Source organism: Vibrio sabulosilitoris, assembly GCF_055391395.1.
Window position 1 is genome coordinate 922,503 of the sequence record NZ_AP029599.1, and the last position, 13,522, is coordinate 936,024.

Here is a 13,522-nt window from a genome sequence, read left to right on the forward strand (position 1 = left end):
TTCAATGCAAACCATCTACGCGATTATACCTGCCGCTGGTGTAGGGAGTCGTATGCAAGCGGACAAACCTAAGCAGTATCTGTCACTCCTAGGAAAAACCATCCTCGAACATACTGCCGAACGCTTCCTTCGGCGTGACGACATAACACAGGTGATCATCGCCACCTCTCAAGGCGACCCCTATTTCCCACAATTACCCTTGGCGCATCACCCAAAGGTCACGCGTGTTGAGGGTGGATCAGAGCGGGCTGATACGGTGCTCTCAGCGCTGAACTATATCGCCGAGCACGAGAGCCAACCATGTTGGGTGATGGTACATGATGCCGCGCGGCCATGCCTTGTGCAGGCGGATATCGATGCACTGAAAAAGACCGCACTTAATCACCCTGTCGGGGCGATACTGGCATCACCCGTGCGTGATACCATGAAGCGCGGCAACGAAGAGCATAATATTGAGCGAACGGTTGAGCGTGACAACTTATGGCACGCTCTAACACCGCAGATGTTCCCTGTCGACACCCTTAAACACTGTCTTGAACAAGCGCTAGACCAAGGCTTTCAAGTTACGGATGAGGCATCTGCGCTCGAATTTGCAGGACAAGCGCCAGGGCTACAGCCTGGGCGCGGTGACAATATTAAAATCACTCGGCCAGAGGATCTGGCGCTGGCCGAGTTTTATCTAATCAAGAGTAAGGAGCCTTTATCATGAGAATAGGTCATGGTTTTGATGTGCATAAATTTGGTGGTGAAGGCCCAGTTATCATTGGTGGCGTTGCTGTTCCTTACCAGCAAGGGCTGATTGCCCACTCTGATGGTGATGTCGCCTTACATGCCCTGTGTGATGCCTTGCTGGGTGCGATTGCGGCAGGGGATATTGGTCGCCATTTCCCTGATACCGATGACAAGTGGAAGGGCGCCAACAGCCGAGATTTACTTAAAGATGTTTATCAACGCGTCAAAGCCCAGGGCTACCAGTTGGGTAATGCCGATGTGACCATAATGGCGCAAGCGCCGAAGATGGCCCCTCATATCGATGACATGTGTCAGGCGATTGCCGAGGATCTCGAAACGGACGTCAGCAATATTAACGTCAAAGCCACCACGACTGAGCGACTAGGGTTCACCGGTCGCAAAGAGGGAATCGCGACGGAAGCGGTGGTTTTGCTTATCAAACAGGAGCTGTGAACGTGACTGATATTCTTGAACAATTTGCCTATGCTAATGGTAAGCCACAGGCCAAGGCGAAGATCAAGGCTCAAGCCAGTGACTTTGTCGTGGTTGAAGATCTTGGTTTTGAATTTACCGATGACGGTGAGCATCTGATGGTGCGGATCCAGAAAACCGGTGAAAATACAGCTTTTGTTGCCAATGAACTGGCGAAAGCGTGCGGTGTTGCCTCAAAAGCGGTCAGCTGGGCAGGCCTTAAAGATCGCCACGCCGTTACCGAGCAGTGGCTAAGTGTACACCTGCCGGGTAAAGAAACCCCAGATTTCAGCGCCTTCTTGGCTCAATATCCAAGCATTAAAATTTTGGCCATGGCGCGTCATAACAAAAAGTTACGCCCGGGTGATTTGGTTGGGAACCATTTTGAACTGCGCTTGACTGAAGTAACAGAGGTGGAGGAGGTGCTGACTCGTTTAGAGCGGGTTAAGCAGTTTGGGGTGCCTAATTACTTTGGTGCTCAGCGTTTTGGACGTGAGGGCAATAACCTCAATGAGGCGAGGCGCTGGGGACGTGAAAACGTTCGAACGCGCAATCAGAATAAGCGCAGCCTGTACTTGTCAGCGGCACGCTCGTGGATATTCAATCGCGTGGTTTCTGCGCGTATCGAGCAAGGGTTATTTGACCAAGTTATCGAGGGCGATATCGTCGCGACCGAGCAGGGCGTGTCAGCGCCAGTGACATCCGAGCAATTGGATGAGTTGAATCAGGCCCTGAAGGCTGGCGAGCTGTTCGTGACCGCGCTGATGGCGGGGGACAATCAATTACCGACGCAGGCTCAGGCCCTAGACCTAGAGCAGCCAATTGTTGATGACGAGCAAGATTTGATGGCGTTGATCCGCGGTAACCGCATGCGACAAGAGCGACGCTCAATCGCACTGATACCAAAAAATCTTGTTTGGCAGGTGGAATCGGACAATATCACCCTATCCTTTAGTTTAGAGGCTGGCGCGTTTGCGACGTCAATTGTCCGTGAACTGATAGAAGAGATCCCTGTTGAGCGAGTGTACGAGTCGAACTAATGAAGATCCTACTGAGTAATGACGACGGGGTGCATGCAGAGGGCGTCCATCAATTAGCCGATGCACTGCGAGACATTGCTGATATCACCATTGTTGCCCCGGATCGCAACCGCTCGGGTGCCTCTAACTCGCTCACGCTCGAACAGCCGTTAAGAGTGAATGAGATCGCACCACGTGTGTTTTCCGTTCAGGGCACGCCAACCGATTGTGTGCATTTTGCGCTCAATGAGCTGATGAAAGACGATCTGCCGGATCTGGTGCTATCGGGGATAAATCACGGTGCAAATCTCGGTGATGATGTACTGTATTCAGGGACAGTGGCGGCGGCTATGGAAGGGCATTTTCTCGGTGTTCAGTCGATTGCTTTTTCACTCCTTGGTAGCCAACACTTTGAACAAGCAGCAAAAGTGGCTCGCAGATTGGTGCAGCAGCATTTAATCCAGCCGATCCCGACCAACCGCTTGCTCAATGTCAACATACCTGATATCAAGAGTGACAAGCTAGAGATTACCATCACCCGCTTGGGTGCAAGGCATCATGCCGAGAATATGATCAAGCAGACCGATCCTCGTGGTCATGAGATTTATTGGTTAGGCCCCCCGGGTAAAGAGCAGGATGCTGGTGAAGGAACAGACTTTCATGCGATAGAGCATGGCTATGTGTCGGTCACCCCACTACAGGTTGACCTAACAGCCCATGAGTCGCTTCGTGCAATGAATGAGTGGTTAAAGGAAAAGAGTGAATGACGAACCCGCAAGCGGATAAATTAGTGTCGTTTTTGATTGCCAATGGTATTCGCAATCAGGCGGTGCTCAATGCCATCTATTGTTTGCCGCGCGAAAATTTTGTCTCTCAGGCGATGGTTCACCAAGCCTACGACAACAATGCCCTGCCAATTGGTCAGGGGCAGACCATTTCTCAGCCCTACATCGTCGCTAAAATGACCGAGCTTCTGGAGCTTAAATACCACAGTAAGGTTTTGGAGATTGGTACAGGTTCCGGTTATCAAACCGCAGTGCTGGCGCAGTTGGTTGAGCACGTCTATTCCGTTGAACGCATCAAGGCACTGCAATGGGCGGCCAAGCGCCGTCTGAAGCAGTTGGACTTTTATAATGTCTCGACCAAACATGCTGATGGCTGGCAAGGTTGGTCTGCCAAAGGCCCGTTTGATGCGATTATCGTGACCGCTGCTGCGCAAAATGTGCCGCAGGCGCTCCTTGATCAATTGGCCGATGGTGGGGTGATGGTTATCCCGGTTGGCTCTGATGAGCAGCAGTTGCTGCGCATTCGTCGGGAAGGGGATGATTATCGCTCTGAGGTGATCGAATTGGTCCGCTTTGTGCCATTGGTCCCTGGGGATGTCGCCTAATGATGCCTTCTTCTTGGCGTATTTATCTGTTTGCTTCAATCTTGGTGCTGGGAGGATGCGCTGCGACCTCTCCTGCGCCTATCTCAGGTTTGAGCAAATACGAAAATAGCCAGAGGGGAAGTTACCGTGGCAGTTTTTATGAGGTGCAAAAGGGAGACACTCTCTACTACATCGCCTACATTACCGACAAAGATGTTAAAGAAATTATACAAAACAACCGTTTGAAAGAGCCATACACCATTTTTCCTGGCCAAAGATTACGCCTTTGGGGACGCTCATATCAGGCGCCAGTGTACGGCCAAGCGCCGCAACCTACCGAGCCAAGCGTAAGCCAAACGTCTAATAAACCAGTCGTTGCAGCAGCCCCAGTTGTTGCTAAGGCCCCGCCGCCAAAGGAGAGTAATAACTCTAAAACTGATACACCACCAGCCAAATCTGAGCCTAAACCGCAGGTTGCGGCCCCTGTGCCACAAAAGCAGGTTGATCAATCGAAGTCAAAAGAGTATGTTGGGGCTAAGAGTCAACAAACTGTTAACAAAAACAGTCAAAACTCTCAACCTACAAACGGTAAAGTGGCCACTTGGCTGTGGCCAACAAAAGGTAGGGTTATTAAAAACTTTTCTGCAGGAAACCAAGGCAATAAAGGGATAGATATTGCTGGACAGCGAGGGCAAGCAATCGTGTCTACTGCAGATGGTAGCGTTGTGTACTCAGGTAGTGCTCTGAGAGGGTATGGCAATCTAGTTATCGTCAAACACAATGATGATTACCTAAGCGCTTATGCTCATAATGACAAGCTACTGGTTAACGAAGGTCAAAGTATCAAAGCCGGCCAGCAAATCGCTACCATGGGTAGCTCTGGCACCGACAGTGTTCGATTACACTTTGAAATTCGCCACCAAGGAAAGTCTGTTAACCCTAAAAAATATTTGCCGTGATAACAATTTACTCTTAATCGAGTAGATGACTTTGAACTGAGCAAACTGTGACATTTTAGGTAGTAATGTCTGTGTGCTCGCCAGGGGAGGCGCTTATGAGTATCAGCAACACAGCAGCAAAAGTTGAAGACTTCGAGTTAGATGCAGAGCTAGAGTCTACTCTAGAACAAGACGTAGAAGAGTCGACACCCGAAACCGTCGGCAAAGAATCCCCTCGAGAGGAGTTTGAGGCTTCATCGAAAAGCCTAGATGCAACCCAACTGTATCTCAGTGAAATCGGCTTTTCGCCACTGTTAACTGCCGAAGAAGAGGTGCTGTACGCACGTCGAGCCCTGCGTGGTGACGAGGCAGCTCGCAAACGTATGATTGAGAGTAACCTGCGCCTAGTGGTGAAGATCTCCCGCCGCTACAGCAATCGTGGATTGGCGCTGCTCGATTTGATTGAAGAGGGCAACCTTGGCCTGATCCGCGCGGTAGAGAAATTCGACCCTGAGCGTGGCTTCCGTTTCTCAACTTATGCAACTTGGTGGATTCGCCAAACCATCGAGCGCGCCTTGATGAACCAAACCCGCACCATTCGCTTACCTATTCACGTGGTTAAAGAGCTCAATGTGTACCTACGTACCGCTCGAGAGTTATCACAAAAACTCGACCACGAGCCAACCGCTGAAGAGATCGCCAACCAATTGGACAAGCCTGTGGGTGATGTGAGCAAGATGCTGCGCCTTAACGAACGTGTCAGCTCAGTCGATACCCCGATAGGCGGTGACGGTGATAAAGCCTTGCTGGACATCATTCCTGATGCGGTTCATGCCGACCCTGGTGTCTCCACGCAAGACGATGACATCAAACACTCGCTGCTTGACTGGCTCGATGAGCTTAATCCCAAACAGAAAGAGGTACTGGCCCGCCGCTTTGGTTTACTTGGCTATGAGCCATCGACCCTTGAGGAAGTAGGCCGCGAGATCAGCCTAACCCGCGAGCGTGTTCGCCAGATCCAAGTCGAAGGACTGAGACGCCTGCGCGAGATCCTTATCAAGCAGGGGCTTAATATGGAGAATTTGTTCAGTTTTGATGATGAACAATGATTGAAAAGGCGCCGATACCGGCGCCTTTTTTTCCCTTCGGGAAGAGGCGAGAGGCGAGATCACTTCGTTTCGAGAGACGAGAGGGTACGAGGCACCTTTTCGGTTCTCTTGCTTGAACCAAACTTCATCTGTAGCGGATGATATGCAGCGTGCGCTGACTTCCTCGCCTCTCGAATCTCGCTTCTCGTCTCTATCCCCTAAAGTAGTTGCTTTAAACGATACAAAGCTTCCAACGCCTGACGAGGAGTTAAGTCGTCCGGGTCAATCGCAGCAACGGCTTCTTCAATCTCGCTTGGCTCAGGGATTAAGCTCAGTTGAACTTCTGCTTTCGGCTCAGTGTTAGCTTGGCTGGAAGCGTTGTTGCTTGCGCCAGTGCTTATCGACAGTTGCTCAAGTTGGGTAAGCTTTGCGCGCGCGTTTTTAATCACCGTTTTTGGTACGCCCGCTAATCCTGCTACCGCTAGGCCGTAGGACTTGCTGGCTGCGCCTTCTTGAACCGCGTGCATAAAGGCGATGCTGTCACCATGCTCAACCGCGTCGAGGTGTACGTTCGCTAGAGTGTCGATCTGCTCTGGTAGTTCAGTCAGTTCAAAGTAGTGAGTGGCAAATAGGGTTAGTGCACCAATCTTCTTTGCTAGCCACTCTGCCGTTGCCCAAGCCAGAGATAAGCCGTCATAGGTGCTAGTACCGCGTCCAATCTCATCCATCAAGACTAGGCTGCGATTGGTCGAGTTATGCAGAATATTAGCGGTTTCGGTCATCTCAACCATAAAGGTCGAGCGGCCAGAGGCTAGATCGTCTGATGCGCCGATACGAGTGAAGATGCGATCAATTGAGCCAATCTGCGCCGCTTCAGCAGGAACAAAGGAGCCAATGTGCGCCATCAAAGCGATCAGCGCGGTTTGGCGCATGTAGGTGGACTTACCCCCCATGTTTGGCCCGGTGATGATCAGCATGCGGCGAGAATCATTGAGGCTAATCGGGTTGGCGATAAACGGCTCATCCATGACTTGCTCGACCACTGGATGACGGCCACCCTGAATTTGAATGCCAGGCTCTTCACTGAGCTGTGGGCGGCAGTAATCAAGCGCATCGGCACGCTCAGCGAGGTTTTGCAGAATATCGAGCTGTGACAGAGCTGAGGCAAGGTTTTGCATCTGCTCAAGCTTGGGCAGTAGCAGGTCGAACAGCTCTTCCCAGAGCTTTTTCTCCAGCGCCAGTGCCTTTGATTTGGAGTTAAGGACTTTATCCTCATGCTCTTTGAGCTCAGGAATGATGTAGCGCTCAGCATTTTTCAGGGTTTGACGACGCACGTAATGTGGCGGCACGAGATGGCTTTGACCACGGCTGACCTGAATAAAGAAGCCGTGGACATTGTTGTAGCCGACTTTTAGCGTATCAATGCCGTGATGCTCACGCTCATCTTGCTCGAGCTTGTCAAGGTACTCCGTCGCACCGTCAGCCAGATCGCGCCACTCATCGAGTTCGGTATTATAGCCAGAGGCGATTACGCCGCCATCGCGGATCACCACTGGTGGATTATCTTTGATCGCATGCTCAAGTAGCTCGCAGGTTTCATCCATAGGCGCACTGAACTGAGCCAGTTGCTTAAGGTACGGATGCTCAACTGCCTCTAGATGCGTTTGCAGCTCAGGAAGTTGCTGCAGTGCTTGGCGCAGACGAGCCAAATCACGCGGTCTGGCGCTACGCAGTGCCAAGCGCGCGAGAATACGTTCGATATCACCAATCTGCTTGAGCACGGGCTGCAGGTCAGTAAATAGTGCCTGATCTTTAAACTCGCTGATGGCATCAAGACGCTGATTGAGCGTATCGAGATTGCGCATCGGTTGGTGCAGCCAGCGTTTAAGCATTCGGCTACCCATAGGCGTTGCCGTGCAATCGAGCACTTCTGCCAGGGTATTATCAATGCCACCGGACAGGTTGTGGGTGATCTCAAGGTTGCGGCGCGTGGCGGCATCCATTATCACATTATGGTCTTGGCGGTCGAGGGTGAGTGAGCGGATATGCGGCAGCGCGGTGCGCTGGGTGTCTTTCACGTACTGGATCAAACAACCAGCAGCACATAGCCCTAGGTTGGCATGTTCAACGCCAAACCCAATTAGATCACGGGTGCCAAATTGCTGATTGAGCTGCTGGCGAGCAGTATCGAGCTCAAACTCCCAGATTGGACGGCGGCGGTTACCATTGCGGCTACTCATCAAATGCACCGGCTCAAAGTCTTCCGGAAACAGCAGCTCACGTGGAGAGGTGCGCTGCAGCTCAGCGCTCATTGCCTCTTCACTCTCAGGTTCGATAAGCTGGAAGCGCCCAGAGGTCACATCAAGAGTGGCGTAACCAAAGCGACCGTTTTGATGATAAATAGCCGCAATCAGGTTATCGATGCGCTCAGAGAGTAAGGCTTCATCAGTGACGGTACCTGGCGTGACAATACGTACCACTTTACGCTCAACTGGGCCCTTGCTGGTGGCTGGGTCGCCAATCTGCTCGCAGATAGCGACAGATTCACCAAGTTGAACCAGTTTAGCCAGATAGCCCTCAACCGCATGGAAGGGAACACCCGCCATTGGAATTGGTTCACCGCCAGATGAGCCGCGCTTGGTCAGCGAGATATCTAGCAGTTGTGAGGCGCGCTTGGCATCATCGTAGAAAAGCTCATAAAAGTCGCCCATACGGTAAAACAGCAGGATCTCGGGATTCTCTGCTTTGAGCTTGAGATACTGCTGCATCATCGGGGTGTGTTTTGGTTGTGCTTTCACTACGCTTGCCTTTAGTTCATTTTTTTCGCCGCTAAGGATACGCCAATCCTAGAACAGCGAAAAGCCTTTCTCATCAAACTATCGACGGCCATAGCACGCAAACTTACCAAGCAAATGAAGTCCTATTCGCGTCACTTTGGCCACTTGTGCTAATGTGCTTGCAATACACCTGTACACGGAGACGTCATGCCATCATTAATCGAATTAAGTGAGCAGTTAGGACTACGCCTAGCTGAGCAAAATCACGTTTTGACCAGTGCTGAATCTTGCACTGGTGGAGGCATTGCAACCGCAATTACAGACATTGCGGGCAGTTCGGCTTGGTTTGACCGCGCATTTATCACTTACAGCAATGAGGCAAAGGTTGAAATGCTGGGGGTGAGCAACCAGACATTGCGCCAACATGGGGCAGTCAGCGAGCCGATTGTGCTTGAGATGGTTGAGGGCGCACTGCAACGTTCGAATGCCACGATTGCTGTATCTGTCAGTGGGATTGCTGGGCCGGGTGGTGGCAGCGAGCACAAGCCGGTTGGCACTGTGTGTTTCGCCTTTGCCAGCCGTGATGGTTGGTTGGAGGCACAGACCTGTTATTTTGCGGGCGATCGCAGCCACGTTAGAGCGCAAGCAATCGAATATTCACTGAGTAGGATATTTGACTACCTGGATCGCAATTAAAAAGCTGCGGCAAATTTTTTTCCTATCCAGGTATGGACACTGTATGAATCAACAGTATAATAACTGACAAATAACGCAGGGTTGCAACACCCTAGTGTCGAACTAATATCGTATTCATCAGAGTAGATGAGTTTTTGGAGAAAGAGATGGACGAGAACAAACAGAAAGCGCTCGCCGCTGCGCTAGGTCAGATTGAAAAGCAATTCGGTAAAGGCTCAATCATGCGCCTGGGTGACAACCGCGCAATGGACGTTGAGACAATTTCTACTGGCTCACTCTCTCTGGATATTGCTCTTGGTGCGGGTGGCCTACCTATGGGCCGTATCGTTGAGATCTATGGTCCAGAATCTTCAGGTAAAACCACTCTAACTCTTGAGCTAATTGCTGCGGCTCAGCGCGAAGGCAAGACCTGTGCGTTTATCGATGCAGAGCACGCGCTGGATCCTGTCTATGCGAAGAAGCTCGGTGTTGATATCGATGCACTATTGGTTTCTCAGCCAGATACCGGTGAGCAGGCGCTTGAGATCTGTGACGCACTAGCACGCTCAGGTGCGATTGACGTTATGGTTGTCGACTCGGTAGCAGCACTGACACCGAAAGCGGAAATCGAAGGTGAGATGGGTGATAGCCACATGGGTCTGCAAGCTCGTATGCTGTCACAAGCGATGCGTAAGCTGACGGGTAACCTAAAGCAGTCTAACTGTATGTGTATCTTCATCAACCAAATCCGTATGAAGATTGGTGTGATGTTCGGTAACCCAGAAACCACCACCGGTGGTAACGCACTGAAGTTCTACGCTTCTGTCCGTCTTGATATCCGCCGTACTGGCTCAATCAAAGAGGGCGATGAGGTTGTTGGTAACGAAACCCGTATCAAGGTTGTGAAGAACAAGATTGCGGCACCATTTAAGCAAGCGGAAACGCAAATCATGTACGGTGCTGGCTTTAACCGTGAGGGTGAGCTGATTGACCTTGGTGTGAAGAACAAGCTGGTAGAAAAAGCCGGTGCTTGGTACAGCTACAACGGTGACAAGATTGGTCAGGGTAAAGCGAACGCATGTAAGTTTATGCGTGAGAACCCAGAGGCAGCACAGCAGCTTGATAGCAAACTGCGTGAAATGCTGCTCGTACCGGCTCAGCCTGAAGAGCCAGAAACCGGTGAAATGCCGAAAGAAGAAGAGCTATAACCTTTTCTCGACTGATTCCAGAGCCTCGCATTATGCGGGGCTTTTGCTTATCTGACGTATACCTTATTTCATAGTATCTACACTTATATTTATGTATCAACGCTCTACACCACCGGCGCTGTCGGTCAAAGAATCGGCCATTCAATTGCTTAGCCGCCGTGACCATGGCGAGTATGAATTAGCACAAAAGCTCAAGCTTAAAGGCTATCCGGATGAGGAGATCAGCCAAGCGATCGCCTTTTGCCTTGAGCATTGCTACCTAGATGATCTGCGCTATGCCAAAAGCCAAGTGCGCCAGCATATCTATAAGGGCCATGGAGCTCGCCGGATTAGCCAAGAGCTTAAGCAAAAGCGCGTCGATGAGGACGTGATTGAGATGGCACTTGAGGAAGAGGGCTGTGATTGGTTTGAGCTGGCGCGCACTACAGCAGAGAAGAAGTTCGCCGGTAAAAAAGCCGAAGATCAAAAGCAATACGCCAAGCAGGTTCGTTTTCTTCAGTATCGCGGCTTTAGCTTTGAGCAGATCCAGTACGCCCTGCAAGAGCTTTAAGCCTCTAGCATCCATGCCCCGCTTGGGTATACAATACCCAAAATTTTATCTCGACTATTTTCAGGAAGAGCTGCATGTACATGAGCACAGACGAGGTTCGTAACGCGTTCCTTAAGTTCTTTGAAGGCAAAGAACACCAAATCGTAGAAAGTTCATCGTTGGTTCCGCATAACGACCCAACCCTGCTATTTACTAACGCAGGTATGAACCAGTTTAAAGATTGCTTCTTGGGCGCTGAAAAGCGTGCCTACACACGAGCAACTACGGCTCAGCGTTGTGTACGTGCTGGTGGTAAGCATAACGACCTTGAGAACGTTGGCTTTACCGCTCGTCACCATACCTTCTTTGAGATGCTGGGTAACTTCAGCTTTGGTGACTACTTCAAAGAGGACGCGATTGCGTTTGCTTGGGAGTTCCTGACAGAGGTTCTGCAACTGCCAAAAGAGCGTCTATTGGTAACTGTGTATGAAACCGATGACGAAGCGTTTGACATCTGGAACAAGAAAGTCGGCGTACCGGCTGACAAGATTGTTCGCATTGGTGACAAGCCAGGCGGCAAAGCGTACGAGTCAGATAACTTCTGGACTATGGGCGATACGGGTCCATGTGGTCCATGTACTGAAATCTTCTACGATCACGGTGAGCACATCTGGGGTGGCCGTCCAGGCACACCAGAAGAAGATGGCGATCGCTTTATCGAGATCTGGAACAACGTATTTATGCAGTTCAACCGTCACGCCGATGGCACGATGGAGCCGCTACCTAAGCCTGCAGTAGACACAGGTATGGGTATTGAGCGTATCTCAGCCATCATGCAGGGCGTGCACTCAAACTACGAAATCGATGTGTTCCAAAAGCTAATCAAAGCGGCAGCAGGCACGATCGGCTATGATGACCTATCGAACCAGTCTCTACGTGTTATTGCAGACCACATCCGTTCATGTTCATTCCTTATCGTTGATGGCGTCATGCCTTCAAACGAAGGTCGCGGTTACGTGCTGCGCCGTATTATTCGTCGTGCGGTTCGCCATGGTAACAAGCTGGGCGCGAAAGGCGTGTTCTTCCACAAATTGGTTGGTGTTCTGGCTGAGGTGATGGGCACCGCAGGCGATGAGCTGAAGAAACAACAAGCCATGGTAGAGAAAGTGCTGCGCATCGAAGAAGAGAACTTTGGTCGCACGCTTGAGCGCGGTATGGCGATCCTTAATGAAGCGCTAGATAGCCTTGATGGCAAGGTGCTTGATGGTGAGACGGTATTTAAGCTGTACGACACCTATGGCTTCCCAGCGGATTTGACCAACGATGTCGCACGTGAGCGTGACTTTGCTATCGATGAAGCGGGCTTTGAGAAAGCGATGGAAGAGCAGCGTCAGCGCGCGCGTGAAGCGGGTCAATTTGGCGCCGACTACAACGCGACTATCAAAGCGGATACTGAGACCGAGTTCTGCGGCTACACAGGCACAGCGGGTCGCAGCACCGTTGCTGAGATCTTTGTTGACGGTGAGGTAACTGAGTCACTATCTGCAGGCGAGAAAGCGATCATCATTCTTGGTAAGACACCGTTCTACGCTGAATCAGGCGGTCAGTGTGGTGATGCTGGTGTACTGAAAACCGACTCTGGTTTGTTCCAGGTTGAAGACACACAAAAGCTTGGTAATGCGATTGCGCATCACGGCATTCTTGCTGAGGGTGTGGTTGCTAAGGGTGACGAGGTTGAGGCAACCGTGGATGCTGAGCGTCGCGCGTCTATCTCACTCAACCACTCGGCAACTCACCTGTTGCACGCAGCGCTACGCCAAGTTCTTGGTGAGCATGTGACTCAGAAAGGCTCGCTTGTTAAGCCTGAAAACCTGCGTTTTGACTTCTCGCACCTTGAAGCAGTAACGCCAGTGGAGCTGAAGGAAGTTGAGCGCCTGGTTAATGCACAAGTGCGTCGTAACCACTTGATTGAAACTAATGTCATGGATATTGAAGCGGCTAAGCAGAAGGGTGCTATGGCACTGTTCGGCGAAAAATACGATGACGAAGTACGCGTCCTGTCGATGGGTGAGTTCTCAACCGAATTGTGTGGTGGTATTCACGCTGACAATACCGGTGATATTGGTCTGTTTAAGATCACCTCAGAAGGCGGCATTGCTGCCGGCGTTCGTCGTATCGAAGCGGTCACTGCAGATGCAGCGCTAGATGTGATTGAAGCGGCGCAAGACAAGGTTGAGCAGAAACTGGCTGAATCGGCCAAGAAGACCAAGTCACTTGAGAAAGAGATCCAACAACTGAAAGACAAGATGGCGGCAGCAGAAAGTGCCAATATCATGGACAAGGTTGAAGAGATCGCAGGTATCAAGGTACTGATCGCAGGTCTTGAGGGCGCAGACAGCAAAAACCTGCGCACCATGATGGATGACACCAAAAACCGCATTGGTAGTGGCGTGATCTTGATTGCCAACGTAGCGAATGACAAGGTTGGTTTGATTGCGGGCGTGACCAAAGATCTGACCGGTAAAGTCAAGGCGGGCGAGCTAGTTAATATGGTTGCTCAGCAAGTCGGTGGTAAAGGTGGTGGTCGACCAGATATGGCCCAAGCCGGTGGTACAGACGTGGCCGCGCTTCCAGAAGCACTAAAATCTGCTAGATCTTGGCTAGAAGAGCGTTTATAACGCCTTTTATCAATAAAAATTGATTTTTTAGCTGTAAC

12 protein-coding genes are annotated in these 13,522 nt (G+C 50.9%); 11 read left to right on the top strand and 1 reads right to left on the bottom strand.

What is annotated here, in order from left to right; genetic code table 11:
• Positions 1 to 4 precede the first annotated feature (4 nt).
• The 7 genes from ispD (at position 5) to rpoS (ending at position 5,638) form a co-directional block, all read left to right on the top strand.
• Positions 5 to 709 (top strand): 2-C-methyl-D-erythritol 4-phosphate cytidylyltransferase, encoded by a 705-nt coding sequence (gene ispD, locus ACZ5R2_RS04525; protein ID WP_464901204.1) that lies wholly within the window; start codon positions 5 to 7, stop codon positions 707 to 709.
• On the top strand, positions 703 to 1,185 hold the full coding sequence (ispF, locus tag ACZ5R2_RS04530; RefSeq protein ID WP_464902307.1) for a 2-C-methyl-D-erythritol 2,4-cyclodiphosphate synthase: 483 nt from the start codon (positions 703 to 705) through the stop codon (positions 1,183 to 1,185). The genes ispD and ispF overlap by 7 nt, the downstream gene beginning before the upstream one ends.
• Before the next feature lie 2 nt (positions 1,186 to 1,187).
• On the top strand, positions 1,188 to 2,243 hold the full coding sequence (truD, locus tag ACZ5R2_RS04535) for a tRNA pseudouridine(13) synthase TruD (RefSeq protein ID WP_464901205.1): 1,056 nt from the start codon (positions 1,188 to 1,190) through the stop codon (positions 2,241 to 2,243).
• Positions 2,243 to 2,989, top strand: coding sequence for a 5'/3'-nucleotidase SurE (surE, locus tag ACZ5R2_RS04540; protein WP_464901206.1), 747 nt, complete (start codon positions 2,243 to 2,245; stop codon positions 2,987 to 2,989). The genes truD and surE overlap by 1 nt, the downstream gene beginning before the upstream one ends.
• Positions 2,986 to 3,612 carry a protein-L-isoaspartate(D-aspartate) O-methyltransferase gene (locus ACZ5R2_RS04545; protein ID WP_464901207.1) on the top strand — a complete coding sequence of 209 codons (627 nt, stop codon included), beginning with the start codon at positions 2,986 to 2,988 and terminating at the stop codon, positions 3,610 to 3,612. Before surE ends, ACZ5R2_RS04545 begins: the two co-directional genes overlap by 4 nt.
• Positions 3,612 to 4,550 carry a peptidoglycan DD-metalloendopeptidase family protein gene (locus ACZ5R2_RS04550; RefSeq protein ID WP_464901208.1) on the top strand — a complete coding sequence of 313 codons (939 nt, stop codon included), beginning with the start codon at positions 3,612 to 3,614 and terminating at the stop codon, positions 4,548 to 4,550. The genes ACZ5R2_RS04545 and ACZ5R2_RS04550 overlap by 1 nt, the downstream gene beginning before the upstream one ends.
• A gap of 95 nt (positions 4,551 to 4,645) precedes the next feature.
• Positions 4,646 to 5,638 (top strand): RNA polymerase sigma factor RpoS, encoded by a 993-nt coding sequence (gene rpoS / locus ACZ5R2_RS04555; RefSeq protein ID WP_438459201.1) that lies wholly within the window; start codon positions 4,646 to 4,648, stop codon positions 5,636 to 5,638.
• 197 nt (positions 5,639 to 5,835) lie between these two features.
• Here the strand turns inward: rpoS and mutS are convergent, their stop codons facing one another.
• Positions 5,836 to 8,415, bottom strand: a complete 2,580-nt coding sequence (gene mutS, locus ACZ5R2_RS04560; RefSeq protein ID WP_464901209.1) for a DNA mismatch repair protein MutS — start codon at positions 8,413 to 8,415, stop codon at positions 5,836 to 5,838.
• Between the two features lie 186 nt (positions 8,416 to 8,601).
• On the opposite strand from mutS, the gene pncC reads away from it, so the two are divergent.
• The 4 genes from pncC to alaS all read left to right on the top strand — a co-directional run bounded on the left by pncC (position 8,602) and on the right by alaS (position 13,484).
• The gene (gene pncC, locus ACZ5R2_RS04565) at positions 8,602 to 9,090 is read left to right on the top strand and encodes a nicotinamide-nucleotide amidase (protein WP_464901210.1); all 489 of its coding nucleotides are present in this window, start codon (positions 8,602 to 8,604) and stop codon (positions 9,088 to 9,090) included.
• A gap of 146 nt (positions 9,091 to 9,236) precedes the next feature.
• The gene (recA, locus tag ACZ5R2_RS04570) at positions 9,237 to 10,277 is read left to right on the top strand and encodes a recombinase RecA (protein ID WP_438459198.1); all 1,041 of its coding nucleotides are present in this window, start codon (positions 9,237 to 9,239) and stop codon (positions 10,275 to 10,277) included.
• Between the two features lie 91 nt (positions 10,278 to 10,368).
• Entirely contained in the window at positions 10,369 to 10,827 is a 459-nt protein-coding gene (gene recX / locus ACZ5R2_RS04575) for a recombination regulator RecX (RefSeq protein WP_464901211.1), read from the top strand.
• Between the two features lie 74 nt (positions 10,828 to 10,901).
• The gene (gene alaS, locus ACZ5R2_RS04580) at positions 10,902 to 13,484 is read left to right on the top strand and encodes an alanine--tRNA ligase (protein ID WP_464901212.1); all 2,583 of its coding nucleotides are present in this window, start codon (positions 10,902 to 10,904) and stop codon (positions 13,482 to 13,484) included.
• Positions 13,485 to 13,522 lie beyond the last annotated feature (38 nt).